The 25,660-nt window shown below is 62.8% G+C and carries 33 protein-coding genes and 2 pseudogenes; 5 read left to right on the plus strand and 30 right to left on the minus strand.

The genetic code is table 11. From position 1 onward, the window contains the following. Positions 1–46 precede the first annotated feature (46 nt). The 4 genes from rpsM to ASG77_RS09440 all read right to left on the minus strand — a co-directional run bounded on the left by rpsM (position 47) and on the right by ASG77_RS09440 (position 2,087). Positions 47–421: a 30S ribosomal protein S13 gene (rpsM, locus tag ASG77_RS09425; protein ID WP_028275004.1), complete on the minus strand. Its 375-nt coding sequence runs from the start codon at positions 419–421 to the stop codon at positions 47–49. 176 nt (positions 422–597) lie between these two features. Continuing rightward, entirely contained in the window at positions 598–711 is a 114-nt protein-coding gene (gene rpmJ / locus ASG77_RS09430) for a 50S ribosomal protein L36 (protein ID WP_009358722.1), read from the minus strand. A gap of 69 nt (positions 712–780) precedes the next feature. Next, positions 781–1,002: a translation initiation factor IF-1 gene (gene infA / locus ASG77_RS09435; protein ID WP_009358723.1), complete on the minus strand. Its 222-nt coding sequence runs from the start codon at positions 1,000–1,002 to the stop codon at positions 781–783. A 179-nt stretch (positions 1,003–1,181) separates the two neighbouring features. After that, positions 1,182–2,087 (minus strand): P1 family peptidase, encoded by a 906-nt coding sequence (locus tag ASG77_RS09440; RefSeq protein ID WP_056344334.1) that lies wholly within the window; start codon positions 2,085–2,087, stop codon positions 1,182–1,184. Between the two features lie 213 nt (positions 2,088–2,300). On the opposite strand from ASG77_RS09440, the gene ASG77_RS09445 reads away from it, so the two are divergent. From ASG77_RS09445 to ASG77_RS09455, 3 genes are all read left to right on the plus strand, one after another. Continuing rightward, positions 2,301–3,281, plus strand: a complete 981-nt coding sequence (locus tag ASG77_RS09445) for a carbohydrate ABC transporter permease (protein ID WP_200950731.1) — start codon at positions 2,301–2,303, stop codon at positions 3,279–3,281. Further along, positions 3,278–4,183, plus strand: a complete 906-nt coding sequence (locus ASG77_RS09450; protein ID WP_056344339.1) for a carbohydrate ABC transporter permease — start codon at positions 3,278–3,280, stop codon at positions 4,181–4,183. The genes ASG77_RS09445 and ASG77_RS09450 overlap by 4 nt, the downstream gene beginning before the upstream one ends. A gap of 122 nt (positions 4,184–4,305) precedes the next feature. After that, positions 4,306–5,652: an ABC transporter substrate-binding protein gene (locus ASG77_RS09455; protein ID WP_056344341.1), complete on the plus strand. Its 1,347-nt coding sequence runs from the start codon at positions 4,306–4,308 to the stop codon at positions 5,650–5,652. Between the two features lie 153 nt (positions 5,653–5,805). Here ASG77_RS09455 and map read toward each other — a convergent pair whose 3' ends face one another. The 24 genes and pseudogenes from map to rpsJ form a co-directional block, all read right to left on the minus strand. Next, a complete protein-coding gene (gene map, locus ASG77_RS09460) occupies positions 5,806–6,633 on the minus strand; it encodes a type I methionyl aminopeptidase (RefSeq protein WP_056344343.1) in 828 nt (275 codons plus the stop codon). Positions 6,634–6,704: 71 nt separating this feature from the next. Further along, positions 6,705–7,058 (minus strand): annotated as a pseudogene (locus ASG77_RS09465) (nucleoside monophosphate kinase); the annotation flags it as partial. Positions 7,059–7,100: 42 nt separating this feature from the next. Further along, a pseudogene (locus tag ASG77_RS09470) lies at positions 7,101–7,441 on the minus strand (nucleoside monophosphate kinase); the annotation flags it as partial. 5 nt (positions 7,442–7,446) lie between these two features. Beyond that, complete coding sequence (gene secY, locus ASG77_RS09475; RefSeq protein WP_056344347.1) at positions 7,447–8,757, minus strand: preprotein translocase subunit SecY; 1,311 nt, start codon at positions 8,755–8,757, stop codon at positions 7,447–7,449. Positions 8,758–8,977: 220 nt separating this feature from the next. Next, positions 8,978–9,472 carry a 50S ribosomal protein L15 gene (gene rplO, locus ASG77_RS09480; protein WP_056344350.1) on the minus strand — a complete coding sequence of 165 codons (495 nt, stop codon included), beginning with the start codon at positions 9,470–9,472 and terminating at the stop codon, positions 8,978–8,980. After that, positions 9,473–9,679 carry a 50S ribosomal protein L30 gene (rpmD, locus tag ASG77_RS09485; protein WP_056344352.1) on the minus strand — a complete coding sequence of 69 codons (207 nt, stop codon included), beginning with the start codon at positions 9,677–9,679 and terminating at the stop codon, positions 9,473–9,475. Between the two features lie 3 nt (positions 9,680–9,682). Further along, positions 9,683–10,423, minus strand: a complete 741-nt coding sequence (gene rpsE / locus ASG77_RS09490) for a 30S ribosomal protein S5 (protein WP_056344356.1) — start codon at positions 10,421–10,423, stop codon at positions 9,683–9,685. Continuing rightward, positions 10,420–10,803, minus strand: a complete 384-nt coding sequence (gene rplR, locus ASG77_RS09495; RefSeq protein WP_056344358.1) for a 50S ribosomal protein L18 — start codon at positions 10,801–10,803, stop codon at positions 10,420–10,422. The genes rpsE and rplR overlap by 4 nt, the downstream gene beginning before the upstream one ends. 2 nt (positions 10,804–10,805) lie before the next feature. Then, the gene (gene rplF / locus ASG77_RS09500; protein WP_056344361.1) at positions 10,806–11,342 is read right to left on the minus strand and encodes a 50S ribosomal protein L6; all 537 of its coding nucleotides are present in this window, start codon (positions 11,340–11,342) and stop codon (positions 10,806–10,808) included. 18 nt (positions 11,343–11,360) lie between these two features. Then, positions 11,361–11,759: a 30S ribosomal protein S8 gene (gene rpsH, locus ASG77_RS09505; RefSeq protein WP_056344363.1), complete on the minus strand. Its 399-nt coding sequence runs from the start codon at positions 11,757–11,759 to the stop codon at positions 11,361–11,363. Between the two features lie 78 nt (positions 11,760–11,837). Then, on the minus strand, positions 11,838–12,419 hold the full coding sequence (gene rplE / locus ASG77_RS09510; RefSeq protein ID WP_056344366.1) for a 50S ribosomal protein L5: 582 nt from the start codon (positions 12,417–12,419) through the stop codon (positions 11,838–11,840). Then, positions 12,419–12,778 (minus strand): 50S ribosomal protein L24, encoded by a 360-nt coding sequence (gene rplX, locus ASG77_RS09515; RefSeq protein ID WP_056344369.1) that lies wholly within the window; start codon positions 12,776–12,778, stop codon positions 12,419–12,421. Before rplX ends, rplE begins: the two co-directional genes overlap by 1 nt. Before the next feature lie 3 nt (positions 12,779–12,781). Continuing rightward, complete coding sequence (rplN, locus tag ASG77_RS09520; protein WP_024366126.1) at positions 12,782–13,150, minus strand: 50S ribosomal protein L14; 369 nt, start codon at positions 13,148–13,150, stop codon at positions 12,782–12,784. A gap of 725 nt (positions 13,151–13,875) precedes the next feature. Next, complete coding sequence (gene rpsQ, locus ASG77_RS09525) at positions 13,876–14,184, minus strand: 30S ribosomal protein S17 (protein WP_056344371.1); 309 nt, start codon at positions 14,182–14,184, stop codon at positions 13,876–13,878. After that, complete coding sequence (gene rpmC / locus ASG77_RS09530) at positions 14,181–14,510, minus strand: 50S ribosomal protein L29 (RefSeq protein WP_056344372.1); 330 nt, start codon at positions 14,508–14,510, stop codon at positions 14,181–14,183. Before rpmC ends, rpsQ begins: the two co-directional genes overlap by 4 nt. Positions 14,511–14,512: 2 nt before the next feature. Then, positions 14,513–14,929 (minus strand): 50S ribosomal protein L16, encoded by a 417-nt coding sequence (gene rplP / locus ASG77_RS09535; RefSeq protein WP_056344375.1) that lies wholly within the window; start codon positions 14,927–14,929, stop codon positions 14,513–14,515. Next, positions 14,930–15,772: a 30S ribosomal protein S3 gene (rpsC, locus tag ASG77_RS09540; protein ID WP_056344378.1), complete on the minus strand. Its 843-nt coding sequence runs from the start codon at positions 15,770–15,772 to the stop codon at positions 14,930–14,932. After that, positions 15,773–16,138, minus strand: a complete 366-nt coding sequence (rplV, locus tag ASG77_RS09545; RefSeq protein WP_056344381.1) for a 50S ribosomal protein L22 — start codon at positions 16,136–16,138, stop codon at positions 15,773–15,775. It abuts the gene before it with no gap. A 38-nt stretch (positions 16,139–16,176) separates the two neighbouring features. After that, positions 16,177–16,458, minus strand: coding sequence for a 30S ribosomal protein S19 (gene rpsS, locus ASG77_RS09550; RefSeq protein WP_056344384.1), 282 nt, complete (start codon positions 16,456–16,458; stop codon positions 16,177–16,179). A 12-nt stretch (positions 16,459–16,470) separates the two neighbouring features. Next, positions 16,471–17,310 (minus strand): 50S ribosomal protein L2, encoded by an 840-nt coding sequence (gene rplB, locus ASG77_RS09555; protein WP_056344386.1) that lies wholly within the window; start codon positions 17,308–17,310, stop codon positions 16,471–16,473. 29 nt (positions 17,311–17,339) lie between these two features. Continuing rightward, positions 17,340–17,645 (minus strand): 50S ribosomal protein L23, encoded by a 306-nt coding sequence (gene rplW, locus ASG77_RS09560; RefSeq protein WP_018773664.1) that lies wholly within the window; start codon positions 17,643–17,645, stop codon positions 17,340–17,342. Continuing rightward, positions 17,642–18,265, minus strand: coding sequence for a 50S ribosomal protein L4 (gene rplD, locus ASG77_RS09565; protein WP_056344389.1), 624 nt, complete (start codon positions 18,263–18,265; stop codon positions 17,642–17,644). Before rplD ends, rplW begins: the two co-directional genes overlap by 4 nt. A gap of 4 nt (positions 18,266–18,269) precedes the next feature. Continuing rightward, positions 18,270–18,920, minus strand: coding sequence for a 50S ribosomal protein L3 (rplC, locus tag ASG77_RS09570; RefSeq protein ID WP_056344391.1), 651 nt, complete (start codon positions 18,918–18,920; stop codon positions 18,270–18,272). A gap of 17 nt (positions 18,921–18,937) precedes the next feature. After that, complete coding sequence (gene rpsJ, locus ASG77_RS09575; protein ID WP_038464699.1) at positions 18,938–19,246, minus strand: 30S ribosomal protein S10; 309 nt, start codon at positions 19,244–19,246, stop codon at positions 18,938–18,940. A gap of 446 nt (positions 19,247–19,692) precedes the next feature. Here rpsJ and ASG77_RS09580 point away from each other — a divergent pair, with 446 nt between their 5' ends. After that, positions 19,693–21,144 carry a GH1 family beta-glucosidase gene (locus ASG77_RS09580; protein ID WP_056344393.1) on the plus strand — a complete coding sequence of 484 codons (1,452 nt, stop codon included), beginning with the start codon at positions 19,693–19,695 and terminating at the stop codon, positions 21,142–21,144. Positions 21,145–21,196: 52 nt separating this feature from the next. On the opposite strand, the gene ASG77_RS22845 is transcribed toward ASG77_RS09580, so the two are convergent. Both ASG77_RS22845 and ASG77_RS09585 read right to left on the minus strand, forming a co-directional pair. Beyond that, positions 21,197–21,322, minus strand: coding sequence for a hypothetical protein (locus tag ASG77_RS22845; protein WP_268760658.1), 126 nt, complete (start codon positions 21,320–21,322; stop codon positions 21,197–21,199). A gap of 30 nt (positions 21,323–21,352) precedes the next feature. Next, positions 21,353–25,162: a hypothetical protein gene (locus ASG77_RS09585; RefSeq protein WP_200950733.1), complete on the minus strand. Its 3,810-nt coding sequence runs from the start codon at positions 25,160–25,162 to the stop codon at positions 21,353–21,355. Here ASG77_RS09585 and ASG77_RS22220 point away from each other — a divergent pair. After that, positions 25,131–25,562 (plus strand): hypothetical protein, encoded by a 432-nt coding sequence (locus ASG77_RS22220; RefSeq protein ID WP_200950735.1) that lies wholly within the window; start codon positions 25,131–25,133, stop codon positions 25,560–25,562. The two genes, ASG77_RS09585 and ASG77_RS22220, sit on opposite strands and share 32 nt — an antisense overlap. Positions 25,563–25,660 lie beyond the last annotated feature (98 nt).

Here is a 25,660-nt window from a genome sequence, read left to right on the forward strand (position 1 = left end):
CTCCTACAGAAAGTTATTGGGGGAAGACGAGTCAATCCCGAGGGATTTAACGAGCCTTCTTCTTGCCTGCAACGGTGCGCTTCGGACCCTTACGGGTACGTGCGTTCGTCTTCGTACGCTGTCCGCGCACTGGCAGGCCCTTGCGGTGGCGAATACCTTCGTAGCTGCCGATTTCAACCTTGCGGCGGATATCAGCTGCTACTTCGCGGCGAAGGTCACCCTCAACCTTGTAGTTGCCTTCAATGTAGTCACGAAGTTCTACCAGCTGGGCATCGGTGAGGTCCTTAACGCGGACGTCAGCGCTGATGCCAGTGGCAGCCAGGGTTTCGTGTGCACGGGTCTTGCCCACGCCGTAGATGTAAGTAAGCGCAATTTCCAACCGCTTTTCGCGGGGAATGTCTACGCCAGCGAGACGAGCCATAGTGGCAGTGCTCCTTGAATAAACCGGAGGTCGTAGGCAGTACACCCGCACGTTCTGTGCGGCCCCAGCCTCCGACCGGGGGTTAGCTGTCCGGGCTCATACGTCCCAGTTCAGCTTGTGCTGCCTTTTATTTACTTGCGTGGGTTAGCAACCCAGGATTTCCCTCAGGAGGGAAATTAGCCCTGGCGCTGCTTGTGGCGCGGGTTCTCGCAGATCACCATGACCCGGCCATTACGGCGGATCACTTTGCACTTTTCGCAGATCTGCTTGACGCTCGGCTTGACCTTCATGGCATTCCTTTGCGTGTGGCAGTTGGTCAACTGGAGCAGCCGTCAGCTCATGCTGAGGCCGCCCAGAATTTACTTGTAGCGGTAGACGATACGACCCCGAGTGAGGTCATAAGGGCTCAGTTCCACCACTACCCGGTCCTCAGGGAGAATCCTGATGTAGTGCTGGCGCATCTTGCCTGAGATGTGCGCGAGTACGATGTGCTTGTTGGTCAGCTCAACGCGAAACATCGCGTTAGGCAGCGCCTCAGTCACAACGCCTTCGATCTCAATGACCCCGTCCTTCTTGGCCATACCCTCCGCTAACTGTTGTTGCCGCAGCCCTGCCGGATTGCACCGGACATGGCCACGAACGTTTTTGTTGGATCGGTTACCGCCTCCGGCCCCAAACAGGGCACAGCTGGGCAGACAACCAACAAGCCACTTTACTGTAAGTGGGTAGAAAGTCCAAACCAAAAATGAAAGTACACACCCTACCCGGTAATTGCGCTTGCCGAAATCCCGTCGAGGATGGCCAAGCGTACGACGTCGGCTGCCGCGCTCTGCAGGGTAATGAGACTCGCCTGCCGGGCAGTTTCAGTACTCCGGTCCAGCGCCACGCCGCCAGTTGCGAGGCAGAACACAGTATCCCCGTCGGCCAGGGTGTGCGAAGGATTGAGCGCGCGAGCCAAGCCGGCATGCGCGGCAGAAGCAGTCCGCTTGCATTCTGCGGGGTCCAAGACAGCGTTCGTAGCAACAACCACGAGTGTCGTATTGAGCGCAGGGGGGCCCGCAGTGTCGACGGAGGGTTCGGGATTCCCCGGAGGCAGCACCGGAAACCCCAGGGCGTTCACCACGGCCAGCGCCCCCACAACCACCCCGTTTTCGAGCGTGACCGAAGCCGTCCCCACTCCCCCCTTGAACTGTCCGCGTCCGATCATCGCTCCGGTGCCGGCGCCCACACTGCCGCGTCCGACGTCGTGCCCGTCCTTTTCGGCAGCAGCGGCGACGGCCGCCGCGTAGCCCATGTCCGCCGTCGGGCGCGCCGAGAAGTCGCCTCCCCGGCCCAAGTCGAAGATCGCGGCGGCTGGAACAATCGGCACCACTCCCCCGGGAACGGCGAAACCCCGGCGATTCTCCTCGCACCAACGCTGTGCACCGTGGGCGGAGACGAGCCCGTAGGCGCTGCCGCCGGTGAGGACCACGGCGTCAACCGTGGACACCAGCGTGGTGGGATCCAGTGCGTCAGTCTCATGCGTTCCCGGGCCACCGCCCCGGACATCCACCGACCCGACAGTGCCAGGCGCTGGCAGCACCACGGTGACGCCAGTCAGCCAGCCGTCCCCGGTCTTCTGCACGTGGCCAACCCTGATCCCAGGCACATCCGTGATTGCTCCCATGGCTCCATTCTGCCCTGCGCACCATTTCCGGACAGCCGCTGCGGACTGTGGGCTCGCTCACCGGGGAATCAAACGTTTTGTGAACGGGCTCCGAAGCCTCGGCTAACAATCCGCTGCGGAGTCGAATCCGGCCCTGACCAGACCCGACGATGTGATGGAGTGATCTCAAATCCGCTCCAGCCCCTGCCATCGCAGGCTTTCCGATTGAGATCCATGACACCACAGCTCACCGCCAAGGCGGGCCTTCCCCCGACGCAGACGGGGGAAGACACGACAAAGAATCCGGCCGCCACTCTGGCCCGGAACCGCAATCGCTGGTCGCGTCGAAAGCGCCAGGACTTCTTCGTCTTCCTCGCGCTGGCCCTGCCGAACCTGCTGCTCATCGCGGTCTTCACCTACGTCCCGCTGTTCAACAACCTCTACTACTCCACGCTGAACTGGACGCTCGGCTCCGCGTCGGCCACCGTCGTCGGGCTGGAAAACTACGTCACGTTCTTCACCAGCGCGGACGCCGCCCGGGTCCTTGGCACCACCGCCGTATTCACTGCCGCAACCGTGGGCGGCTCCATGGCGCTGGGCCTGCTGGTGGCGCTGGCCCTGAACTCGAAGGTCCGCGGCACCACCTTTGCCCGGTCGGCCGTCTTCGCACCGTATGTGCTGTCCGGGGTTGGTGTTGGCCTGGTGTGGCTGTTCATCTTTGATCCCGGCTACGGCGTGCTGGCCTGGATCCTGCGGGGCCTCGGGCAGCAGAGCCCGCAGTGGATCAACGATCCGGACCTCTCGCTGGTAATGGTCATCATCGTGTACGTCTGGAAGAACCTGGGCTACTGCGCGGTGGTGTTCCTCGCCGGGCTGCAGTCCCTGCCGCAGGACGTGATGGAGGCGGCGTCGCTGGACGGTGCCAGCAGTTTCCGGCGCTTCGTCAGCATGTCGCTGCCGCTGCTCTCCCCCACCACATTCTTCCTGCTGATCACCACCATGCTCAGCTCGCTCCAGGCCTTCGACCTCATCCGGATCATGACGCCCCTGGGCAGCGGCACCAGCACCCTCATCTACGAGGCGTACCTCCAAGCCTTCGGCGCCTACAACCGCGCCGGCTATTCCGCCGCCATCTCGGTGGTCCTGTTTGTCATCCTGCTGGTCATCACGGTGCTGCAGCTGCGGTTCGTCGAAAGGAAGGTGCACTACTCGTGAGCACTCCCGCCGCCGTCCTTCCGGACCCTTCAACGCCCGACGCCGTCCCGCCCCTCGAGCGGCCGTTCTCCCATGCCAACCTGGCCAGGACAGTCGCTGCCGGGTATGCGCCGCTGGCCGTCGCCGTCCTGATGGTGTTCCTGCCGCTGCTGTGGATGGTGCTGAGCTCGTTCAAGCAGCCCGGCGAAATCGTCACCCTGGATCTGCAGGTGCTCCCGGCAGCCCTTGACCCGGAGAACTATCGGGTGGCCATGACCACGGTCCCGTTCGGTCAGTTCTTCCTGAACAGCACCATCGTCACCGTGGTGGGCGGCGGCATCAAAGTGATCCTTGCCCTGCTGACCGCCTATGCCCTGGTATTCGTGCGCTTTCCGTTCAAGAACCTGATCTTCGTCCTGATCCTCGTGGCCCTGATGGTTCCCGCGCAGGTGTCCATCCTGCCGAACTACATCCTGATCGCCGGAATGGGTGGCAAGAACACCCTGTGGGGCATCATCCTGCCCGGCCTGGGCACTGCCTTCGGCACGTTCCTGCTGCGCCAGCACTTCCTCACCCTGCCCGGTTCGATTCTGGAATCCGCCGAGATCGACGGCGCCGGCCACTGGCGTCGGCTGTGGCAGATCGTGGTTCCGGTGTCTGTTCCGTCCATCGCCACGGTTGCCCTGGTCACCGTGGTCAGCGAATGGAACGAGTACATCTGGCCGCTCATCATCACGGACAAACCGGAAAGCATGACGCTTCCAGTGGGCCTTACCCTGCTGCAGAACTCCGAGAGCAACGGCGCAGGCTGGGGAATCATGATGGCCGGCGCCGTCCTGGTGATCGTCCCCATCCTGGTCATCTTCGCCATGCTCCAGCGCTACATCGTCGCCGGCCTGACCCAGGGCAGCGTGACGGGCTAGCCTCCGGCGAGCACCGCCGTCGGGTATTGCCCGAGCACCGCCGTCGGGCATTGCCGCCGGACATCCAAACCATCCATCCACCGCATCCAGCAGTACCGAGGCACACAACGAAAGGCAGCACCATGTCCTTTACCCTTGATCGACGGTTCTTCCTCACCCTGGCAGGTGCCGGGGCAGGCGCCGCAGCGCTCTCCGCCTGCGGCGGCCCGTCCACAACACCCGGAGCCGGGGTGACTACCGCCGCCGACATCGACTTCAGCGCCGTCAAGCCGGCCGCGTCCATCGATTTCTGGTCCAACCACCCGGGCAAGTCTCAGGACGTGGAAAAGAGCATCATCGAGAAGTTCCACGCCAAGTACCCGGACATCAAGGTGAACCTGGTGACGGCCGGCGCCAACTACGAGGAAATCGCCCAGAAGTTCCAGACCGCCCAGGCCGCCAAGTCAGGCCTGCCGTCCCTGGTGGTCCTCTCCGACGTCTGGTGGTTCCGCTACTACCTGAACGAGAGCATCATCCCGCTCGACTCCCTGGTCAAGCAGTTGGACGTCAAGCTGGACGACTTCCGCACGTCGCTGGTGGACGACTACAAGTACGACGGCAAGCAGTGGGCACTCCCCTACGGCCGGTCCACGCCCCTGTTCTACTACAACAAGGACCACTTCGCCGCAGCAGGCCTGCCGGACCGTGCCCCCGCCACCTGGCAGGAATTCGCCGGCTGGGCCCCCAAGCTCAAGGCAGCTTCCGGCGCCCAGTATGCCTTTATGCACCCCGCCCTGGCCGGCTACGCGGGCTGGACCCTGCAGAACAACCTGTGGGGCGAAGGCGGCGGCTGGTCCAAGGAATGGGACATCACCTGTGATTCAGCCGAGTCCGTGGCGGCACTCCAGGCGGCCCAGGATTCCGTATACAAGGACGCCTGGGCTGGGGTCTCCTCCAAGGAATCCGCCGACGACTTTGCCGCCGGCCTGGCCTCGGCCACGTTGTCTTCGACGGGATCACTGATCGGCATCCTGAAGTCCGCCAAGTTCAACGTGGGCGTCGGCTTCCTGCCGGGCGGCTCAAAGGTCACGTCAGGTGTGTGCCCCACCGGCGGCGCCGGCCTGGGCATCCCCAGCGGTGTCACCAAGGAAGAGCAGCTGGCAGCAGCAATGTTCCTGCAGTTCATGACCGAGCCGGAGAACACTGCAGCCTTCTCAGCCGCGACCGGCTACATGCCCACGCGCACGTCCGCCGACATGACCGCCGTGCTGGCCAAGACCCCGCAGATCAAGATCGCCATGGATCAGCTGGTCGTGACCAAGGTCCAGGACAACGCCCGCGCGTTCCTGCCCGGCGCCGACCAGGAGATGGCCAAGGCCGCCGCCAAGATCCTGACCCAGGAGGGCGACGTGAAGGCCACCATGACCGAGCTGAAGGCGACCCTCGAGGGGATCTACACCAAGGACGTCAAGCCCAAGCTCAAGAGCTGACGCTCCTCAACACCTGCGACACGCAAAATCCCTGCCGCTACCGGTATTCAGGTAGCGACAGGGATTTTGCGCGTCAGCAGCGCCTGGGCCCACGACCGCCGGGTTCCCTGGCCGAGCTTGCGAGGTTAGGGGGCGGTTGGGGAGCGTCGAAACCTACGGGATCGGGACAGGCACGACGCCGAGCGGCACCAGGTGCTCCGCTCCGCCGTCGGGGGCTGAGAGTACCCAGATCCCCTTTTCGTGGACGGCAACCGAGTGCTCCCATTGGCAGGAGCGCTTGCCGTCGGTGGTCACAACTGTCCAGTCGTCCTCCAGCACTGCGGTGTCGATGCTGCCGCGGACCAGCATCGGCTCGATGGCCAGGCACAGTCCGGGCTTGATTTTGGGGCCGCGGTGGCTGGTGCGGTAGTTGAGGACATCGGGGGCCATGTGCATCTCGGAGCCGATGCCGTGGCCCACGTAGTCCTCCAGGATGCCCAGCGGCTTGCCCGGCACGGAGGAGACGTAGTCGTCGATGGCTGCGCCGATGTCGCCCACGTGGGTTCCTGTGGCCAGGGCGGCGATGCCGCGCCACATGGCTGCTTGGGTGACGTCGGAGAGACGCTGGTCCTCGGGGTCTACATTGCCCACGATGACGGTCCGTGCCGAGTCGGAGTGCCAGCCGTCAACTATGGCGCCGCCGTCGATCGAGATGATGTCGCCGTCGTTGAGGATCTTACCGCCGGGGATGCCGTGCACCACTTCCTCGTTCACCGACGTGCAGATGGTCGCGGGGAACCCGTGGTAGCCGAGGAAGTTCGACTTGGCGCCGGCCTCGTTCAGCACCGCAGCGAAGACGTCGTCCAGCTGCTTGGTGGTGACGCCGGGAGCGGCTGCGGCCACCGCTGCGTCCAGCGCACGGTTCAGCACCAGCCCGGCGTCGCGCATGATGCGCATCTGGGCGTTGGTCTTGTATTCGATACGGGGCTGGCCGAAGGCCATGGTGTGTCCTCTCAATGGCTGAGGCTCCTCCCGGTTGCCGGGAGGAGCCTCGGAAAAGCTTGTTGCGTGGCTCAGGCGGCCTGGGCTGCCTTGATGGCCTGCATCACGCGGTCGGTGACCTCGTCGATGCCGCCGATGCCGTCAACCTGGGTCAGGATGCCGCGTTCGGCATACTTGGCCACAACGGCCTCGGTCTGCTCGTGGTACAGGTCCAGGCGGTGGCGGATCACGGCTTCGTTGTCGTCGCTCCGGCCGGTTTCCTTGGCACGGCCCAACAGGCGCGAGACGAGTTCCTCGTCGTCGGCAGTGAGCTGCAGGACGACGTCGAGCTTTTCTTCGCTGTTCGCGAGGATCCCGTCAAGGTAGTCCACCTGCGCCGTGGTGCGCGGGTAGCCGTCCAGGAGGAAGCCGTTTTCGACGTCGGATCCAGCTCCACCTCAAGGAGGGCTTCGCGGCGGTTGGCGGCNTCGGCAGTGAGCTGCAGGACGACGTCGAGCTTTTCTTCGCTGTTCGCGAGGATCCCGTCAAGGTAGTCCACCTGCGCCGTGGTGCGCGGGTAGCCGTCCAGGAGGAAGCCGTTTTCGACGTCGGACTCGCTGAGGCGGTCGCGCACCATCTTGTTGGTGACGCTGTCCGGAACGAAGTCTCCGGCGTCCATGTACGTCTTGGCCTCGATGCCAAGGGGCGTTTCGCCTTTTACGTTGGCGCGGAAGATATCACCGGTGGAAATCGCCACGACGCCGAGGCGCTCGGAAATGCGTTCCGCTTGCGTTCCTTTTCCGGAACCGGGGGGTCCAATAATCAACATTTTCGTCATCGCAAAAGCCCTTCGTAGTGACGTTGCTGTAGCTGCGCATCTATTTGCTTGACGGTTTCAAGGCCAACGCCCACCATGATCAGGATCGAGGTGCCACCGAACGGGAAGTTCTGGTTCGCGTTGATCAGTACCAGTGCCACCAGCGGAATCAGTGCCACGAAGCCCAAGTACAGGGCGCCGGGCAGCGTGATCCGGGAGAGCACGTACTGCAGGTAGTCCGCGGTCGGTTTTCCGGCACGGATACCCGGGATGAAACCGCCGTACTTCTTCATGTTGTCGGAGACCTCTTCAGGGTTGAAGGTGATCGCGACATAGAAGTAGGTGAAGAACACGATCATGGCGAAGTACAGCGCCATGTAGATCGGGTGGTCTCCTCGGGTCAGGTTGTTGTTGATCCACTCAACCCACGGAGCCAGCGCCTCGCCGGCTTTGGGCTGGTTGAACTGTGAGATCAGTCCCGGCAGGTAGAGCATGGACGATGCGAAGATCACGGGGATCACGCCTGCCATGTTCACTTTGATGGGGATGTAGGTGCTTGTGCCGCCCACGGTCCGGCGTCCGATCATCCGCTTGGCATACTGCACCGGGACGCGGCGCTGGGATTGCTCCACGAAGACCACCAGGGCAACCGTCACCAGGCCGATGGCCAGGACCATAAAGAACGTGCCGGGGCCCTGTGAGCTCCAGATGGCGCCCAGGGACGTGGGGAACGTTGCCGCGATGGAGGTGAAGATGAGCAGCGACATGCCGTTGCCCACACCCTTTTCGGTGACGAGTTCGCCCATCCACATGATGAGCCCGGTACCGGCGGTCAGCGTGATGATCAGCAGGATGGTGGTGATGATGCTGTCATCGGGAATGATCGGCAGGGCACAGCCCGGAAGCAACTGGCCTGAACGTGCCAGCGACACCAGCGTCGTTGCGTTCAGCAGGCCCAGGGCAATGGTGAGGTACCGCGTGTACTGGGTGAGTTTGGACTGCCCGGAGGCGCCCCCCTCGTACAGCTCCTGGAACCGGGGAATGACCACCCGGAGCAGCTGCACAATGATACTGGCCGTGATGTACGGCATGATGCCCAGCGCGAAGATGGACACCTGAAGCAAGGCACCGCCGCTGAACAGGTTGACGAGCTGATAGAGCCCGCCAGCGGTCTGACCGTTCTGCAAGCATTGCTGGACATTCTGGTAGTTCACACCAGGCGAGGGGATGAATGCACCCAAGCGGAAGATTGTGATGATTGCCAGCGTGAACAACAACTTGCGTCGCAGATCAGGCGTGCGAAAGGCCCGGCCAAATGCGCTAAGCAAGCGTCCTCCTGTGTTGTTTATGAGCATGGTGTGATGGGGGACAATAATCCCAACAACCGAGTCTAACGGGTGGATCGGCCCTGCGAATAATCCGCGAACCCGCGATTGCGGCGAACGGGCGGAAATAGTCGGCAGGCGGATGCGAAAAAAACTCCCGGCGTGCAGGGCCCTGGGGGCCTTGCACGCCGGGAGTTCACAACGGGCGTTCGCCCACCGTCTACTAGAGAGCGGTGGTGCTTCCGCCTGCTGCAGCAATCTTTTCTGCGGCGCTGGCCGAGAATGCGTGGACGGTGACGTCAACCTTGACGGTGATGTCGCCGGTGCCAAGCACCTTGACGGGCTGGTTCTTGCGAACGGCACCCTTTTCGACCAGGTTCTCCACGGTGACGGTGCCACCTTCCGGGAACAGCTCGTTGAGCTTGTCCAGGTTTACAACCTGGAACTCAACCCGGAACGGGTTCTTGAAGCCGCGCAGCTTCGGCAGGCGCATGTGCAGCGGCAGCTGGCCGCCGGCAAAGCCAGCCTTGATCTGGTAGCGGGCCTTCGTACCCTTGGTACCGCGACCAGCGGTCTTACCCTTGGAACCTTCACCACGACCAACGCGGGTCTTGGCGGTCTTGGCACCCGGGGCGGGACGCAGGTGGTGAACCTTCAGCGTGTTCTGCTTCTCAGCAGTCGCGCTCTGTGCCGATTCGGCGGTTTTTTTCTCTGCCATTTACTTCGCCTCCTCTACCTTTACCAGGTGCGGAACCGTGTTGAGCATTCCGACAGTCACGGCGTCGGCGGTGCGGACAACGGTGTGTCCGATCCGCTTCAGGCCGAGTGACCGAAGGGTGTCGCGCTGGTTCTGCTTGCCGCCAATGGCGGACTTGATCTGAGTGATCTCCAACTGAAGGTCGGAGGGAATCAGGTTCTTAGCCATGGCTTAGACACCCGCCTTCTGGTTCAGGATTGCCTTCACCATTGCCGGCGGAGCAACCTCGTCCAGCGGCAGGCCGCGGCGTGCTGCCACTGCTGCCGGCTCTTCGAGCTGCTTCAGCGCAGCAACAGTCGCGTGAACGATGTTGATGGCGTTGGAGGAACCCAGCGATTTGGAGAGGATGTCGTGGATGCCCACGCACTCCAAGATGGCGCGGACCGGACCACCGGCAATAACACCGGTACCGGCGGAAGCCGGACGCAGCATTACGACGCCCGCAGCGGCCTCACCCTGAACGCGGTGCGGGATGGTGTTGCCAATGCGGGGAACGCGGAAGAAGGACTTCTTAGCCTCTTCAACGCCCTTCGCGATTGCGGCAGGAACTTCCTTAGCCTTGCCGTAGCCCACGCCGACCATGCCGTTACCGTCACCAACGACGACCAGAGCGGTGAAGCTGAAGCGACGACCACCCTTGACCACCTTGGAAACGCGGTTGATGGTGACAACGCGTTCAATGAACTGGCTCTTCTCGGCTTCGCGGCCGCCGTCACGGCCACCACGGCCACCACGGCCGCCGTCGCGACCGCCCTGAGCACGGTCGCCACGCTCGCCGCCACGACGAGCGCCACCACGGCGGTCATCGGCAGCAGCTGCGGGCGCTGTGGTCTCAGTGGCCGGAGCAGCTACGGCTTCAGTAGCCTTCTGATCTGCAGACACAGTGTCCTTTTCCTTGTTTGCTTCCGTCACAGTGACAGCCCACCTTCACGTGCACCGTCAGCGACGGCGGCGATCCGGCCGTGGTACTTGTTACCACCGCGGTCGAAGACAACTGCTTCGATACCGGCAGCCTTGGCACGAGCGGCAACGAGCTCGCCAACGCGCTTGGCCTTGGCGGTCTTGTCGCCTTCGAATGCACGAAGGTCGGCTTCCAGTGTGGAGGCGCTTGCTACGGTCAGGCCCTTGGTGTCATCGACAACCTGGACGAATACGTGGCGTGCGGAACGGTTGACGACCAGACGAGGACGTACAGCCGTGCCGGAGATGCGCTTGCGGATACGAAGCTGGCGGCGGCTGCGCGAAGCAGACTTGCTCTTGTTCGTACGCTTCTTGTTAATTGAGATGGCCATGGTTACTTACCAGCCTTTCCGACCTTGCGGCGGATGACTTCGCCTGCGTAGCGGATGCCCTTGCCCTTGTAGGGGTCCGGCTTCCGCAGCTTGCGAATGTTGGCAGCAACCTCGCCGACCTGCTGCTTGTTGATACCTGAAACAGAGAGCTTGGTCGGGGTCTCAACTGCAAAGGTGATGCCGTCCGGTGCGGTGACATTTACCGGGTGGCTGTAGCCGAGAGCGAACTCAAGGTCAGATCCCTTGGCCTGAACGCGGTAACCAGTACCAACGATTTCAAGCTTCTTCTCGTAGCCCTTGGTAACGCCCTCGATCATGTTGGAGATCAGGGTGCGGGTCAGGCCGTGGAGTGAACGGGAGGCGCGCTCGTCGTTCGGGCGGGCGACAGTCAGGGTCTCTGCTTCCAGGGAAACCTCGATCGGGCTGGCCACAGTGTGGTTCAGCTCGCCTTTGGCACCCTTGACGCTGACGACAGAGCCGTCAACCTTGACCTCAACGCCGGCAGGAACGGTGATGGGGAGACGTCCAATACGTGACATTATTCTCTTCCTTTCCCGTTACCAGACGTAGGCGAGGACTTCGCCGCCCACGCCCTTCTTGCCGGCTTGCTTATCAGTCAAGAGGCCGGAAGAGGTGGACAGGATTGCGACACCCAGGCCACCGAGCACGTGCGGGAGGTTGGTGGACTTTGCGTAAACACGCAGGCCCGGCTTGGAAATACGGCGAACGCCAGCGATTGAACGCTCGCGGTTCGGTCCGAACTTAAGGTCCAGGGTCAGCTTCTTGCCAACCTCTGCGTCTTCTTCTTTCCAGGAGGCGATGTAACCTTCAGCCTTCAGGATGTCGGCAACGCGTGCCTTGAGCTTGCTGTACGGCATGGACACGGAATCGTGGTACGCCGAGTTTGCATTGCGCAGACGCGTAAGCATGTCTGCGACCGGATCAGTCATTGTCATTTGGGCTCTTGCCCTTCCTCATAACGGTTTCCTCGCTGCCGCGTAAAGCTTCAGCGAAGGACCTGTTACGTAGTTAGATTAGTCTTCGGCCTTGAACGGGAAACCAAGCGCCTTGAGCAGCGCGCGGCCTTCGTCATCGGTCTTGGCGGTGGTTACAACCGTGATGTCCATACCGCGTACGCGGTCAATGGAATCCTGGTCGATTTCGTGGAACATAACCTGTTCGGTCAGACCGAAGGTGTAGTTGCCGTTACCGTCGAACTGCTTGCCACTGAGGCCGCGGAAGTCGCGGATACGGGGCAGAGCCAGCGTGACCAGACGATCCAGGAATTCCCACATGCGGTCTCCACGCAGAGTTGCGTGTGCGCCGATGGGCATGCCTTCGCGCAGCTTGAACTGTGCGATCGACTTGCGGGCCTTGGTTACCTGCGGCTTCTGGCCGGTGATCAGGGTCAGATCGCGGACAGCGCCGTCGATCAGCTTGGAGTCCTTAGCGGCATCTCCAACACCCATGTTCACAACGACCTTCACCAGGCGGGGAACCTGGTTAACGTTGCTGTACTTGAATTCCTCAACGAGCGTGCTCTTGATGGAATCGGCGTACTTGGTCTTCAGACGAGGAACGATCTTCGCTGCCGGAGTCTCGAGAGTCTCAGTCATTAGATGTCCTTCCCGGAGCTCTTGGCCACGCGGACACGCACGTCGCGCTTCACGCCATTGCGCTCCACGGTCTCGGTGCGGAAACCAACGCGGGTGGGCTTCTTGGTGGACGGGTCAACCAGAGCCACGTTGGAGATGTGGACCGAAGCTTCTACGACCTCGATGCCACCAGTCTTGGTGCCGCGCTGCGACTGACCGGCCTTCGTGTGCTTGGTTACGCGGTTAATGCCTTCGACCAACACGCGGTTGGTCTCCGGGAATACGCGCAGAACCTTGCCCTGCTTGCCTTTGTCGCCGCCGCGCTCAGCCTTGGCGCCAGTGATGACCTGAACGAGGTCACCCTTTTTGATCTTAGCCATGGACTAGAGCACCTCCGGAGCCAGAGAAACGATCTTCATGAACTTCTTGTCACGAAGTTCACGACCAACCGGTCCGAAGATACGGGTACCGCGGGGGTCACCGTCAGCCTTCAGGATCACAGCTGCGTTCTCGTCAAACTTGATGTAGGAACCATCCGCACGGCGGCGTTCCTTCTTGGTACGGACGATGACTGCCTTAACAACATCGCCCTTCTTTACGTTGCCGCCCGGAATTGCATCCTTGACGGTAGCGACGATGACGTCGCCAATGCCTGCGTAGCGACGGCCAGATCCACCGAGAACGCGAATGGTAAGGATTTCCTTAGCACCCGTGTTGTCGGCGACCTTGAGTCGCGACTCCTGCTGAATCACTATTTACTCCTTGCGTCGCGCCGGTTCTCAGACCGAAAATCTTCCTACGGAATGAGCCTTGCGGAACGGTTGATCGGGGTGTCTCTTGACCTGCCTGGATTTTGCCAGACCAGGCCTAAACGCCCGTGCCAAAAACATTTGCTTCCCAAGCGGATCCGGACAGGTCCGAAGCACTAGGGGGCACTATGCCGTGGCACGATTGTTTACGAGGTTGATGACGGCGCACAGAGGGCGCCATACAAACTCAATATCCTAGCACAGTTGCGGCCATCTCCCATATCACACGGCGGCATCCAGAGCACAACCACCGCGGTGACGAGCCGGCAACGCACGACGGCGTCACGCACGGCACGCTTTCGGCCCACCGGCAGTGCCCCTCCCCCGGAAACCCGGCCTCCCGCCGTCGGACGCTCTCTCACCTAATGCGCCTTTTCGGCGGACGCTCTCTCACTTTCCTAAGAAAAGTGAGAGAGCGTTCCGGGATTTCCCGCATTAAGTGAGAGAGCGTCCTGATGCAAACGCGGACGACGGCGTAACGCACGGCACGCTTTCGGCCCACCCGGGGTGCCGCTCCCCCGGAACCCGGCGTCCCGCCGCCGGCCGTCCTCCAGAAACCTGCTCCGCGTGACAGCCCAGCCAGCCCACCCCCGCAAATGCGGAAAACCCCCGCTCCCAAAAGGGAACGGGGGTTTCCGGTGCAGTACCTGCAAGCAGGCTGCGGGGTGTTACTTGGCCTTTTCGAGGATCTCGACCAGACGCCACCGCTTGGTAGCGGACAGCGGGCGGGTCTCGGCGAGGAGAACGAGGTCGCCGATGCCGGCGCTGTTCTCTTCGTCGTGAGCCTTGATCTTCGTGTTGCGGCGGATGACTTTACCGTACAAAGCGTGCTTTACGCGGTCTTCTACCTGGACAACGATGGTCTTTTCCATCTTGTCCGAGACTACGTAGCCACGCTTCGTCTTACGGTCACCGCGTTCGCCAGCCGTAGCTGCTGCGGAAACAGTTTCCGTCACGTTCTCGTCCTTTTCACTCACTTGGCATCCTCCTCGGCGTCAACCGTTTCAGCCGTTTCGGCCTTCTTGGTTGCAGCCTTCTTGGACTTCTTCTCTTCCTTGGCTTCCACAACCGGTGCGGCAACCTCGGCACGAATGCCCAGCTCGCGCTCACGGAGAACGGTGTAGATGCGTGCGATGTCCTTCTTTACCGCGCGCAGACGACCGTGGTTCTCCAGCTGACCGGTGGCGGACTGGAAACGCAGGTTGAACAGCTCTTCCTTAGCCTTACGGAGCTCTTCAACGAGGCGCTCGTTGTCGAACGTGTCCAGCTGTGCGGATGCAAGTTCCTTGGATCCTACTGACATTTCTATTCACCACCTTCGCGACGCAAAATGCGTGCCTTCAACGGGAGCTTGTGGATTGCCAGGCGCAGGGCCTCGCGAGCTACCGATTCCTCGACGCCGGAGATCTCAAAGAGAACCCGGCCCGGCTTGACGTTTGAGACCCACCATTCCGGTGAACCCTTACCGGAACCCATGCGGGTTTCGGCAGGCTTCTTGGTGATCGGACGGTCCGGGTAAATGTTGATCCAGACCTTACCGCCACGCTTGATGTGGCGGGTCATCGCGATACGGGCAGACTCGATCTGACGGTTGGTGACGTATGCCGGGCTCAGAGCCTGGATACCCCACTCACCGAAGGAGACCTTGGTGCCACCCGTAGCAGCGCCGGAACGACCCGGGTGGTGCTGCTTACGGTGCTTGACTCGACGTGGGATAAGCATTTAAGCCTGTCCTCCTTCTACTGCAGCAGGTGCAGCCTCAACTGCCGGAGCCTCGGCAGCCGGAGCTGCCTCTGCTGCCGGACGGTCGGTACGACGGCGGCGGTCACCACGGTCAGCGCCGCCGGCGCCACCCGGGCGGCCCGGACGGTCGCTGGGACCGCGGCCACGGGACGGAGCAGCAGCTGCCTGCTGAGCCAGTTCCTTCGCGGTGACGTCACCCTTGTAGATCCAGACCTTCACGCCGATGCGGCCGAAGGTGGTCTTGGCCTCGTAGAAGCCGTAGTCGATGTTCGCACGGAGGGTGTGCAGGGGCACACGGCCTTCGCGGTAGAACTCCGAGCGGGACATTTCTGCGCCACCCAGTCGACCGGAGCAGGCGATACGGATGCCCTTGGCACCTGCACGCTGAGCGGACTGCATGGCCTTCTTCATCGCACGGCGGAAAGCCACGCGGGAAGTCAGCTGCTCAGCAACGCCCTGGGCAACAAGCTGTGCTTCCATCTCGGGGTTCTTGACCTCGAGGATGTTCAGCTGGACCTGCTTGCCCGTCAGCTTCTCAAGCTCGCCGCGGATGCGGTCTGCTTCAGCGCCGCGGCGGCCGATAACGATACCGGGACGTGCCGTGTGGATATCCACTCGGACACGGTCACGGGTGCGCTCGATCTCAACCTTGGCGATACCGGCGCGCTCCATGCCAACTGACATGAGCTGGCGGATACGGATGTCTTCGCGAACGAAGTCCTTGTACCGCTGTCCGGGCTTGGTGCTGTCAGCGAACCAGTGCGATACGTGATCGGTGGTGATGCCGAGTCGGAACCCGTGCGGGTTAACTTTCTGTCCCACTTAGCGAGCCTCCTCTTTCTCAGGTGTAGCGACTACCACAGTGATGTGGCTGGTGCGCTTCTTGATCTGAAATGCACGACCCTGAGCACGCGGCTGGAACCGCTTCATGGTCGGGCCTTCATCAACGAACATTTCGCTGATGATGAGGTCGCTTTCGTCAAACGAAACACCGTCGCGGTCCGCGAGGGACCGGGCGTTTGCGATTGCCGACTGTACTACCTTGAATACCGGCTCCGAAGCTGCCTGGGGGGCAAACTTCAGAATTGCCAGAGCCTCATTCGCTTGCTTACCACGAACAAGGTTGACGACGCGCCGGGCCTTCATAGGCGTTACGCGGATGTGACGCGCAATTGCCTTGGCTTCCATTGCTTTCCTTCTCTCGTCTTTGACGTAAGTGCAGGCGCCTAGCGGCGCTTGCCCTTACGGTCGTCCTTGACATGGCCGCGGAATGTCCGCGTGGGAGCGAATTCGCCGAGCTTGTGCCCGACCATCGACTCAGTGACAAACACCGGAATGTGCTTGCGTCCGTCGTGTACGGCGATCGTGTGCCCAAGCATGTTGGGGATGATCATCGAACGGCGGGACCAGGTCTTGATGACGTTCTTGGTGCCCTTTTCGTTTTCCCTGTCCACCTTTACAAAGAGGTGCTGGTCAACGAAAGGACCTTTTTTCAGGCTGCGTGGCATGTGTCCAGGCTCCTATCGCTTGTTCTTGCCAGTACGACGGCGACGAACAATAAGCTTGTCGCTCTCTTTGTTGGGACGCCGGGTGCGGCCTTCCCGCTTACCGTTCGGGTTGACGGGGTGACGTCCACCGGACGTCTTACCCTCGCCACCACCGTGCGGGTGGTCAACCGGGTTCATCGCGACACCACGGACGGTCGGGCGAACGCCCTTCCAGCGCATGCGGCCGGCCTTACCCCAGTTGATGTTCGACTGCTCGGCGTTGCCGACCTCGCCGACGGTTGCGCGGCAGCGCACGTCAACGTTGCGGATTTCGCCGGAAGGCAGACGCAGCTGGGCGAATCGGCCTTCCTTGGCTACAAGCTGGATCGATGCGCCGGCGGAGCGGCCCATCTTGGCGCCGCCACCCGGACGCAGTTCAACTGCGTGGATTACGGTACCAACCGGGATGTTGAGCAGCGGCAGGTTGTTACCGGGCTTGATGTCAGCACCGGAACCTGCCTCAACGACGTCACCCTGGGAGAGCTTGTTCGGGGCGATGATGTAACGCTTGGTGCCATCAACGTAGTGCAGGAGGGCGATGCGAGCCGTACGGTTCGGATCGTACTCGATTTCGGCAACGCGGGCGTTCACGCCGTCTTTGTCGTGGCGACGGAAGTCGATCAGACGGTACTGGCGCTTGTGGCCACCACCCTTGTGACGGGTCGTGATCTTACCGGAGTTGTTACGGCCGCCCTTTTTGGGCAGCGGACGTACCAACGACTTTTCCGGCGTCGACCGCGTGATTTCGGTGAAGTCCGCTACGCTCGAGCCACGACGGCCCGGGGTAGTCGGCTTGTATTTACGGATTCCCATAATTTATTTCCTCGTTAAAGTGGTCTCCGCTACGAGAGCGGACCGCCGAAGATGTCGATGGTGCCTTCTTTGAGGCTCACAATTGCACGCTTGGTGTTCTTGCGGGTACCCCATCCGAATTTGGTGCGCTTGCGCTTACCGGCACGGTTGATGGTGTTGATCGATTCGACCTTGACGGAGAAAATCTTCTCCACGGCCAGCTTGATCTCGGTCTTGTTCGAGCGGGGGTCCACCAGGAAGGTGTACTTGCCCTCATCGATCAGGCCGTAGCTTTTTTCCGATACGACGGGTGCAAGCACGACGTCGCGCGGGTCTTTGATGGTGGCTGCACTCACTTGGCATCCTCCTCGTTCTTTGCTACTGCCCGGTCAGCAACGAATGCTTCGTAGGCAGCCTTGGTGAAGACAACGTCGTCAGAGACGAGTACGTCGTAGGTGTTCAGCTGGTCTGCGTACAGAACGTGAACACCGGCGAGGTTGCGCACGGAAAGTGCTGCAACATCGTTGGCGCGCTCGATGACAACCAGCAGGTTCTTGCGCTCGGAAACTCCGCGCAGCGTTGCCAGTGCGTTCTTGACGGACGGCTTGGTGCCCTCCACCAGTTCAGCAACAACGTGGATGCGTCCGTTGCGTGCCCGGTCAGAGAGTGCGCCGCGCAGTGCAGCAGCAATCATCTTCTTGGGGGTGCGCTGGCTGTAGTCACGCGGTGTGGGACCGTGGACTACGCCACCACCGGTCATGTGAGGAGCACGGATTGAACCCTGACGGGCGCGGCCGGTGCCCTTCTGCTTGAACGGCTTGCGACCTGCACCGGAAACTTCGGCGCGGGTCTTGGTTTTGTGGGTACCCTGGCGAGCAGCAGCGAGCTGGGCTACGACGACCTGGTGCAGCAGCGGCACGTTGGTCTGAACGTCGAAGATCTCTGCAGGCAGGTCAACCTTGACAGTGCTAGTCATTGAACTAGGCTCCCTTCACGGCGGTGCGTACGAGTACGACCTGGCCGCGGGCGCCGGGGACGGCACCCTTGATCAGGAGCAGCGACTTCTCGACGTCAACTGCGTGAACCGTGAGGTTCAGCGTGGTGTGACGAACGGCGCCCATGCGGCCGGCCATTTTCATGCCCTTGAAGACGCGGCTCGGGGTGGATGCGCCACCGATTGAACCGGGCTTACGGTGGTTCTTGTGAGCACCGTGTGAGGCGGGAGCACCGTGGAAGCCGTGACGCTTCATAACACCGGCGAAGCCCTTACCCTTGGTGGTGCCAATAACGTCGATCTTCTGGCCGGCCTCGAAGAGCTCAACAGAAAGCTCCTGGCCCAGCTCGTAAGTGTCAGCATCTGCAGTGCGCAGTTCGACGACGTGGCGGCGAGGCGTGACGCCTGCCTTTTCAAAGTGACCAGCCAGCGGCTTGGTGACCTTGCGGGGATCGATCTGGCCGTAGCCGATCTGAACAGCTACGTAGCCATCAGTGTCTGCGTTGCGCAGCTGGGTGATGACGTTCGAATCTGCCTGGACCACAGTGACGGGGATGAGCTTGTTGTTCTCGTCCCAGACCTGGGTCATGCCGAGCTTCGTGCCCAGCAGGCCCTTTACGTTACGGGTTGCGGTCATAGTCTCTCAGCACCTCCCTACAGCTTGATTTCGATGTTCACGTCGGCCGGCAGGTCGAGACGCATAAGCGAATCAACAGCCTTCGGCGTGGGATCGATAATGTCGATAAGACGCTTGTGCGTGCGCATTTCAAAGTGCTCGCGGCTGTCCTTGTACTTGTGCGGAGAGCGGATAACACAGTAAATGTTCTTCTCCGTCGGCAGCGGCACGGGGCCAACTACCGTTGCGCCTGCGCGCGTGACCGTCTCAACGATCTTCCGTGCTGAAACGTCAATGACCTCGTGGTCATATGACTTCAGCCGGATGCGGATTTTTTGTCCCGCCATGTCGCCTGACTCTCTTTCAGTTAGTGCTGCTCCCGGTGAGGGCTGCTCTGTTCACTTTCTTGTTGCATGTGGCTGCCGAAGCATTTGAAGTCTGAACTACCACCCGCCGCACAAGCTGAATCCGGAAGAATCCGGGTTCCTCAACCTGCCGACGTAACCGACCCCCGCGGTCGGGCGTGTCGCGCTTAGCACGCATACAAATCCGCAGTTCCATGGGGAGTGGGTTATGTTTGGGCTTCCACTTGGACCCTGACACCCGGCATTATCCGGATCGGGACACGAAGAAGCGCTTGAACAACTCATCTAGTATGCCGGATATTATGCCCAGAAGCGAATCTGCAGGCTGACGCCTCCCCTTGCAGCAGATGTGCCAGCACACTGCGCATTCGGGCCCTGCGCGGCCTGGGGTCATTGCCTTCGGCAACATCCGAATGGATGATGGGGGAATGACCGTCGAAAATGACGTTTCCGTCCAGGATCTGGCCGACCGACTGCCCAGCTCGTTCACCCTCGGTGTTGCCGCGGCCGCCTTCCAGATCGAAGGCTCCCTCTCGGCTGACGGACGGGGTCCCTCCGGCTGGGACGCCTTCGCGGAGAAACCCGGCGCCATCATCGATGGCCACTCCCCAGCAGTGGCCTGCGACCACTACAACCGCTCGCCCGAAGATGTGGCTCTGATGCGGGACCTCGGCGTGGATTCCTACCGCTTTTCCATCTCCTGGCCGCGGATCCAGCCGGACGGCCGCGGCGCGTTCAACAAACAGGGCCTGGACTTCTACGACCGCCTGATCGACCAGCTGCTCGAAGCCGGCATCTCCCCCATGGCCACCCTCTACCACTGGGATACACCACTGCCCTTGGAGCACCGTGGCGGCTGGATGAACAGAGCCACCGCCGAACGCTTCGCTGAGTACGCAGGCGAGGCCGGCCGGCGTTTTGGTGACCGCGTAGACCAGTGGGTAACCCTCAACGAACCAGCCTCGGTAGTCCTCAACGGCTATGCGCTGGGCGTCCATGCCCCCGGACGGGATCTCCTCTTTGACGCCTTTCCTGCTGTCCACAACCAGCTGCTTGCCCATGGCATGGCCGTCCAGGCGTTGCGCGCAGCAGGGGTCCGCGGCGGAATCGGCGTGACCAACCTCCACTCCCCCGTCCGGCCGGCCACGCGAAAAATCACGGACAAATACATCGCGCTGGTTTTCGACCTGATGCTCAACCGCATCTATGCCGATCCCGTCCTCCTGGGCCGATACCCCCGCCCGCCGCTCATCGCCAAGCCCTGGTTCCGGTCGTTCGGCAGAATCCCCGACGCCGACCTCCGCACCATCCACCAGCCCCTGGACTTCTACGGCGTGAACTATTACTACCCCACGAAGGTGGCAGCCGGACGGGGTCCGGCCGAAAGCCCCACCGGTCCTGCCGAGGCGATGGTGCGGGTGCCGTTCCATCAGGAGCCGTTCCCCGAATACGGCACCACGGGTTTCGGCTGGCCGGTAGCGCCGGAGCATCTGGGCATCCTGCTGCGCGAACTCAAGGACCGCTATAAAGCGGGCCTGCCCCCGCTGTACATCACCGAAAGCGGCGCCAGCTTCCCGGAGCCCGACCATGTGAGCGGCCCCATCCAGGACCTGGGGCGGATCAATTACATCGCGGACCACCTGCGGCACGCGCTGGAGGCGACGGCACCGGGCGGAATCGCCCACGACGTGGACCTCCGCGGCTACTATGTCTGGACGCTGATGGACAACTTTGAATGGGCCGCGGGGTACTCACAGCGCTTCGGCCTGGTGCACGTGGATTTCGACACCCAGGAGCGCACACCCAAGGAATCGTTCTACTGGTACCGGGCGCTCAGCCAGGCCCGGAAATCACTGGCCGGCGAAGGCCAGCCTGGCTGAACACCGGCGAACACCGGCGAACACCCCGGCCGGCTGAGGCCCGGTGGCCTTGCTACTTGTCCTTGTTTGCCCGGTTGATGCGCTTGGCGCGGTCAATCTCGCTGCGGAAATGCTTCTTGGCCCAGAAAACTCCGGCGACCACGGCGACCACGATGATCAGAAAAATCAGCCATTCCATGATGTACTCCTCTCGCTGTCAGCAACAGTATCAGTGCCGGCGGGACGGTTCCCTGCCCTCGCGGGACGGTGAGCTGGACTCAGGACCCGGGGTCACCGCTGGTCCCGCCTCCGGCGCCTGACCGGCCGTTCCGCGGTTCAGCCGCCAGACGGCAAAGACGATCAGCCCCACAGCGATGAACGCCAACAGCAGGAACGTGTACTGCCGCATGGCCCACAGAATGCAGGCGGCCACCCCTGCCGCACCCCACCAGACGAAGAGCCGTTCCCCCAGGCCAAGGCCTGCCATGAGCAGCAGGGCGAGGAGCACCAGGACCCACAGCTGCTGCCCAGCGTTAGCGCCGAACACTATGCCCAAGCCGCTCAGCGAGAGCAACGCAGAGGCCGCGCCCACCAGTAACCGGCCGGCAGCTTGGTTGCCGGCGAAGTAGCGCAAGCCACCGAGGACAGCGGCCAGGACCACGTACCACTGGACCACCCAGAAGGGACTGGGAAGGTCGGTCAATAGCCGGCCTGTGCGACCGTCAGGCGCGTCCAGTTCGAAGATGGCAGCGCGCTGGATGGCTACTGTGAGGACCAACGCACCCACTTCGAGGGCGATCCGTCGCGCCCTTGCGGGTGCCTCCCTGTAGGACACCCCGACGGCGGCGGCCAGCACTGAGGCCGCCGTCCAGGACGTTGCATCGTGCCGGATTCCGACGAAGACCACCAGCACGAGGCCGAGGAACGCCGCACCGGCAAGCGACCAACGACGCACCGGCTCGGCCTGCAACGGGCCGCTGCGCATGAGCCGCACGGCATAGAGGGCGACCGAAGCCACGCCAGCGCCGGTCAGCCATGGCAGGAATCCGTCCCAGACTACGGGGACATCCTGATACGCCTCCGCCGCCAAGGCGACGGACCCGCCGAGCGCGGCCACGGCTGCCGGCGGATACAGCACCTGCAGATACTCGATATGCGATGCGGTAAAGCACACGGCTGACAGGGCCAGGACAGCCGCTCCCGTCACCCAGTCGGCCGCCAACGGCGAGATCAGCAGCCCAACACCGGCAAACGAGCCGGCGGTAACCAGCCAGAGCCAGTGCTCGACGTCCGCGTCGCCAGCGGTCTGTTGGTGACCATCCTGCGCGTGCCCGTTCTGAGTGAGCCCGTTCCGCCGGCCCGCGTTCTGCCGGTGTCGCAGGATGCCGGCAGCGGTTGCGAGCAGCGCACCACCCAGCAGAGTCACGGCAGTGCCGGTGTGGCTCAGGACCGCGGTTACAAGGAACGTCCCGCCGAACGTGAACAGCGGTCCCAAAGCGAGCACGCCGAACAGCGCAGCATACACAGCGAAGTAGCGGGCTCCGTAGGCACTGAAGAGTCTCCTGGCAACCACAGCAGAGACAAGCAGCAACAGCAGTTCCAGCAACACCACCCAGCGGCCGCCGTCGGCGTCCTGCGCCAGCAGCCCGACGCCACCCGGCCTCGTCACGTAGGCCAGCGGCAGCAATGCCTGCCCGGCCAGGGTGATCCAGACTGCAGCCTGCTGGAAGGGGATGTCAGCCAGCCGTGAGCGCATCACCCAGCGGACGGCATGCTGGGCCGCGAGCACAAGGGCAAAGGTCACCGAAACCACAGTGGGCGACGCGGTGATGTCGTAGCTGAGGACCACCGCGAGGCCTGCCGTCAGCACGCGGGCCGCCACAAAGTACCAGCCCTTCCTGGCCCGCTGTTGCTCGGCCACCACCATCAGCGTGGAGTAGACCGCGAAGATACCCAGGATAAGTTCCACCCGAAGTAGATCGCCATCGCTGAAGGCCAGCAGCACAACAAATGCAAACGGGGCCAACCAGACTGCACCCGCCACGCTGCGAAGGAAGTACCCCGAGGCCGCCGCGCCTAGGGCCACGAGTCCTGCAGCGGTGGTTTCCTGCCAGTCTGCGGAACCTGACTGCAAGAGGCTGGCAATGCCGGCCAACTGGAGAAGGAGCACTGCGCCCGCGTCAGCAAGAATCCCGCGGGGAGCACGACGGCGGACGGCAGCAACCAGCGGAAAGCACAGCTGGAGTGCCAGCACGGTCACCAGGACCGTTGCCGGGTGGACCACTTCGACCGCGATGACCACCGGGCCGCCGTCCCGCTGCAGCTGGTGAAAAGCTGTCAGGGCAAGTACGGTGACTGCCGCCCTGGCGAACCACCAGTAGGCCCAGCGGTGTTGGCGCAGGGGCAGGCGAATCGCAGTGATGACCAGATACGCCGCCACTAACAACAACGCCGTGTTCCCGGCGCCTTGTGAAACGGCTTGGAACGCGACCGTCGCGGCGACCACGGACATACCCAGCGGCAACGCCTCCCACACCGTTGCAACCCAGTCCGGTTCCGTAGCCGGCCGTGGAACCACCAGGGCTCCGATGACAAAAGCGGCAGCAAGCTGGATGATCACGCAGACGGCTGTCAGGCCGTGGTCCGGCGAGGCCTCAATGAACGGCATCCCGACCAGAACCAGTGCACCCCCGGCACCGAAGACGCCCAAGGTTGCCTCCGGCGCCAAAGTCCGCACGCCCGCGCGTTCCAGGAGCGCCGTAAGGAGTTGCTGGCACACGAGTGCCAGCAACAGCGCGAACACGGACGCCTCGGCCCGCCCGGGGCCGTCATCCATCACGGCCGCGACAGTTACGGGGACCGCGCAGGTGAGGGCCAACCGGGACCCCAGAACCAACCGGCCACGGAAATCACCTGACGCCAAAACCCCACGGATCGCCCAGAAGCCGGCCGCGGCGAGCAGCATTCCGGCGAGCGGCCACGCGCCCATCGAAGGCGAAACTATGCCGGCAAGGACCAGTGCGGCCACGGGCGCCCATTCGGCCCGGCCGGCCCACTTGGCTGCCAGCACCATGCCCGTGGCCAACGATAAGGCCACCGGCATCCACAGCGGCAACGTAGTACCCGCTGCGACTGAACCGTAGCCGTCCATTGCGCGGAAGAAGCCGACAGCGGTCTCCTGAACGCTGAACGCCGTGGTGGCAGCGAGTTGCAGAGCAAACGTCGCCCGGGCATCAACCTGCCAGCGTTCTCCAGCGGCGTTTGGGCTGTTGCCGACGGCGGACGGGCCTGCCTGCTGCTGGCGAAACCAGCCCGTCAGCCTGGCCGACAGGAACGCCAGCCCCACTGCCTGGGCGGCGAACAGTACGCCGGCGGCGAGCAGGGCATCGGTCCCCCGGCCGGTCAGGTGCCAGATCTCGACGGCGGCAGCTACAGTCAGGGCGGCCCGTGCCGCATAGAAGTTGATCAGCCGGAACCGCCCCGGAACAGCGGCCATAAGGGCAAAATAGACTCCGCACATCCCGATGACCAGCGCGTACTCAGCTTTGTCCAAGTGCAACGGCACGCAGGTCGCGGCGACGGCGACGGCCGGAACCACCAACGGGTGCAGGACCATCAGCGGCCTGACATACACCGGCGGCAGCCAACGCGGCCGGGCAAGGGCAATGCCAGTTAGCAGCACGGCGACGGCTATGAGCGCAGCGAAATACCAGACGAGCGCGCCACCCAGGATTGAAACGCCGGAGAACGCTGTGGAAGCCACAAACGTGAAGGAAAGGTACACGAGAACCCTGCTCTCCAGCCGGACCGCCGCCGCAACATAAGCCGCGGTACCGATCAGCGACGTGATCAGCCAGGCGGACGGGCCGTGATGCAATGCGAAGTTGTACAGTGCCAGCCCGGTCACAGGAACCAGGGCAAGCCCGGTGCCGGTGAACGCCACGGCAGCAGGCTTCAGCCGCGGGACCCGGGCGTGCAGTACAAATCCCGCGCCATAGAAAAGCGCCGTGACTGCGCAGACGCCGGCAAAGCGCAACATGGGCGGAAGGCTGGTGCCGATGAAGAGTGCTGCGGCAGCCACCAGCAGCAGGCTGGCCACGTACAGCGTAATGTTGATGTTCTGCCGGTCCCGCTTTTCACGTCGGGCCTGGCGCTCAGCCGGTGTCTCCGGATATGGCTGGAACGAGGCGGCCGGAGACTGCGGCGGAATCCTCGGTGGCACCGACGCGGTGGGCGACGGCCACGATAAGGGCGCCGAAGGCGACGCCGGCACCAGGGAGATGCTGACGTCGGCGGGCACTGGCGTGGCCGGCGTGGGCACACTGGTGACCGCCGCCGTCGTACGCTGCCCCAGGGGCGGGCCCTCCCTCAGCCGTGAGTCGGCGTCGGCAGAACTTGGTGATTGTGTGGCCACCGGACTCGGCTGGCCGGACGCCTGAAGCTTGGCCACGGCGTCAAGCCACCCCTGAAGGTGACCGGCGCGGTACCCCGCTTCATATGATTCGTCCCTCACGGCGATCCCTTTCCAAAGGACAGG

It is taken from the genome of Arthrobacter sp. Soil762 (assembly GCF_001428335.1).
GTDB lineage: Bacteria > Actinomycetota > Actinomycetes > Actinomycetales > Micrococcaceae > Arthrobacter.

What these genes read in the sequence shown, in the direction of transcription:
- ASG77_RS22845 (WP_268760658.1), bottom strand. Translation starts at nt 21,322, where the DNA reads ATGGAATGGCTGATTTTTCTGATCATCGTGGTCGCCGTGGTCGCCGGA.
- rpsM (WP_028275004.1), bottom strand. Translation starts at nt 421, where the DNA reads ATGGCTCGTCTCGCTGGCGTAGACATTCCCCGCGAAAAGCGGTTGGAA.
- rplF (WP_056344361.1), bottom strand. Translation starts at nt 11,342, where the DNA reads ATGTCACGTATTGGACGTCTCCCCATCACCGTTCCTGCCGGCGTTGAG.
- rpmJ (WP_009358722.1), bottom strand. Translation starts at nt 711, where the DNA reads ATGAAGGTCAAGCCGAGCGTCAAGCAGATCTGCGAAAAGTGCAAAGTG.
- ASG77_RS09440 (WP_056344334.1), bottom strand. Translation starts at nt 2,087, where the DNA reads ATGGGAGCAATCACGGATGTGCCTGGGATCAGGGTTGGCCACGTGCAG.
- rpsS (WP_056344384.1), bottom strand. Translation starts at nt 16,458, where the DNA reads ATGCCACGCAGCCTGAAAAAAGGTCCTTTCGTTGACCAGCACCTCTTT.
- ASG77_RS09445 (WP_200950731.1), top strand. Translation starts at nt 2,301, where the DNA reads ATGACACCACAGCTCACCGCCAAGGCGGGCCTTCCCCCGACGCAGACG.
- infA (WP_009358723.1), bottom strand. Translation starts at nt 1,002, where the DNA reads ATGGCCAAGAAGGACGGGGTCATTGAGATCGAAGGCGTTGTGACTGAG.
- ASG77_RS09580 (WP_056344393.1), top strand. Translation starts at nt 19,693, where the DNA reads ATGACCGTCGAAAATGACGTTTCCGTCCAGGATCTGGCCGACCGACTG.
- rpmC (WP_056344372.1), bottom strand. Translation starts at nt 14,510, where the DNA reads ATGTCAGTAGGATCCAAGGAACTTGCATCCGCACAGCTGGACACGTTC.
- rplV (WP_056344381.1), bottom strand. Translation starts at nt 16,138, where the DNA reads ATGGAAGCCAAGGCAATTGCGCGTCACATCCGCGTAACGCCTATGAAG.
- ASG77_RS09585 (WP_200950733.1), bottom strand. Translation starts at nt 25,162, where the DNA reads ATGTTGCGCTTTGCCGGCGTCTGCGCAGTCACGGCGCTTTTCTATGGC.
- rplE (WP_056344366.1), bottom strand. Translation starts at nt 12,419, where the DNA reads ATGACTGAGACTCTCGAGACTCCGGCAGCGAAGATCGTTCCTCGTCTG.
- rplC (WP_056344391.1), bottom strand. Translation starts at nt 18,920, where the DNA reads ATGACCGCAACCCGTAACGTAAAGGGCCTGCTGGGCACGAAGCTCGGC.
- rplO (WP_056344350.1), bottom strand. Translation starts at nt 9,472, where the DNA reads ATGGCAGAGAAAAAAACCGCCGAATCGGCACAGAGCGCGACTGCTGAG.
- rplB (WP_056344386.1), bottom strand. Translation starts at nt 17,310, where the DNA reads ATGGGAATCCGTAAATACAAGCCGACTACCCCGGGCCGTCGTGGCTCG.
- rpsH (WP_056344363.1), bottom strand. Translation starts at nt 11,759, where the DNA reads ATGACAATGACTGATCCGGTCGCAGACATGCTTACGCGTCTGCGCAAT.
- rplX (WP_056344369.1), bottom strand. Translation starts at nt 12,778, where the DNA reads ATGGCTAAGATCAAAAAGGGTGACCTCGTTCAGGTCATCACTGGCGCC.
- ASG77_RS09455 (WP_056344341.1), top strand. Translation starts at nt 4,306, where the DNA reads ATGTCCTTTACCCTTGATCGACGGTTCTTCCTCACCCTGGCAGGTGCC.
- rplR (WP_056344358.1), bottom strand. Translation starts at nt 10,803, where the DNA reads ATGGCCATCTCAATTAACAAGAAGCGTACGAACAAGAGCAAGTCTGCT.
- rpmD (WP_056344352.1), bottom strand. Translation starts at nt 9,679, where the DNA reads ATGGCTAAGAACCTGATTCCCTCCGACCTTCAGTTGGAGATCACTCAG.
- rpsJ (WP_038464699.1), bottom strand. Translation starts at nt 19,246, where the DNA reads ATGGCGGGACAAAAAATCCGCATCCGGCTGAAGTCATATGACCACGAG.
- rplP (WP_056344375.1), bottom strand. Translation starts at nt 14,929, where the DNA reads ATGCTTATCCCACGTCGAGTCAAGCACCGTAAGCAGCACCACCCGGGT.
- rplD (WP_056344389.1), bottom strand. Translation starts at nt 18,265, where the DNA reads ATGACTAGCACTGTCAAGGTTGACCTGCCTGCAGAGATCTTCGACGTT.
- map (WP_056344343.1), bottom strand. Translation starts at nt 6,633, where the DNA reads ATGGCCTTCGGCCAGCCCCGTATCGAATACAAGACCAACGCCCAGATG.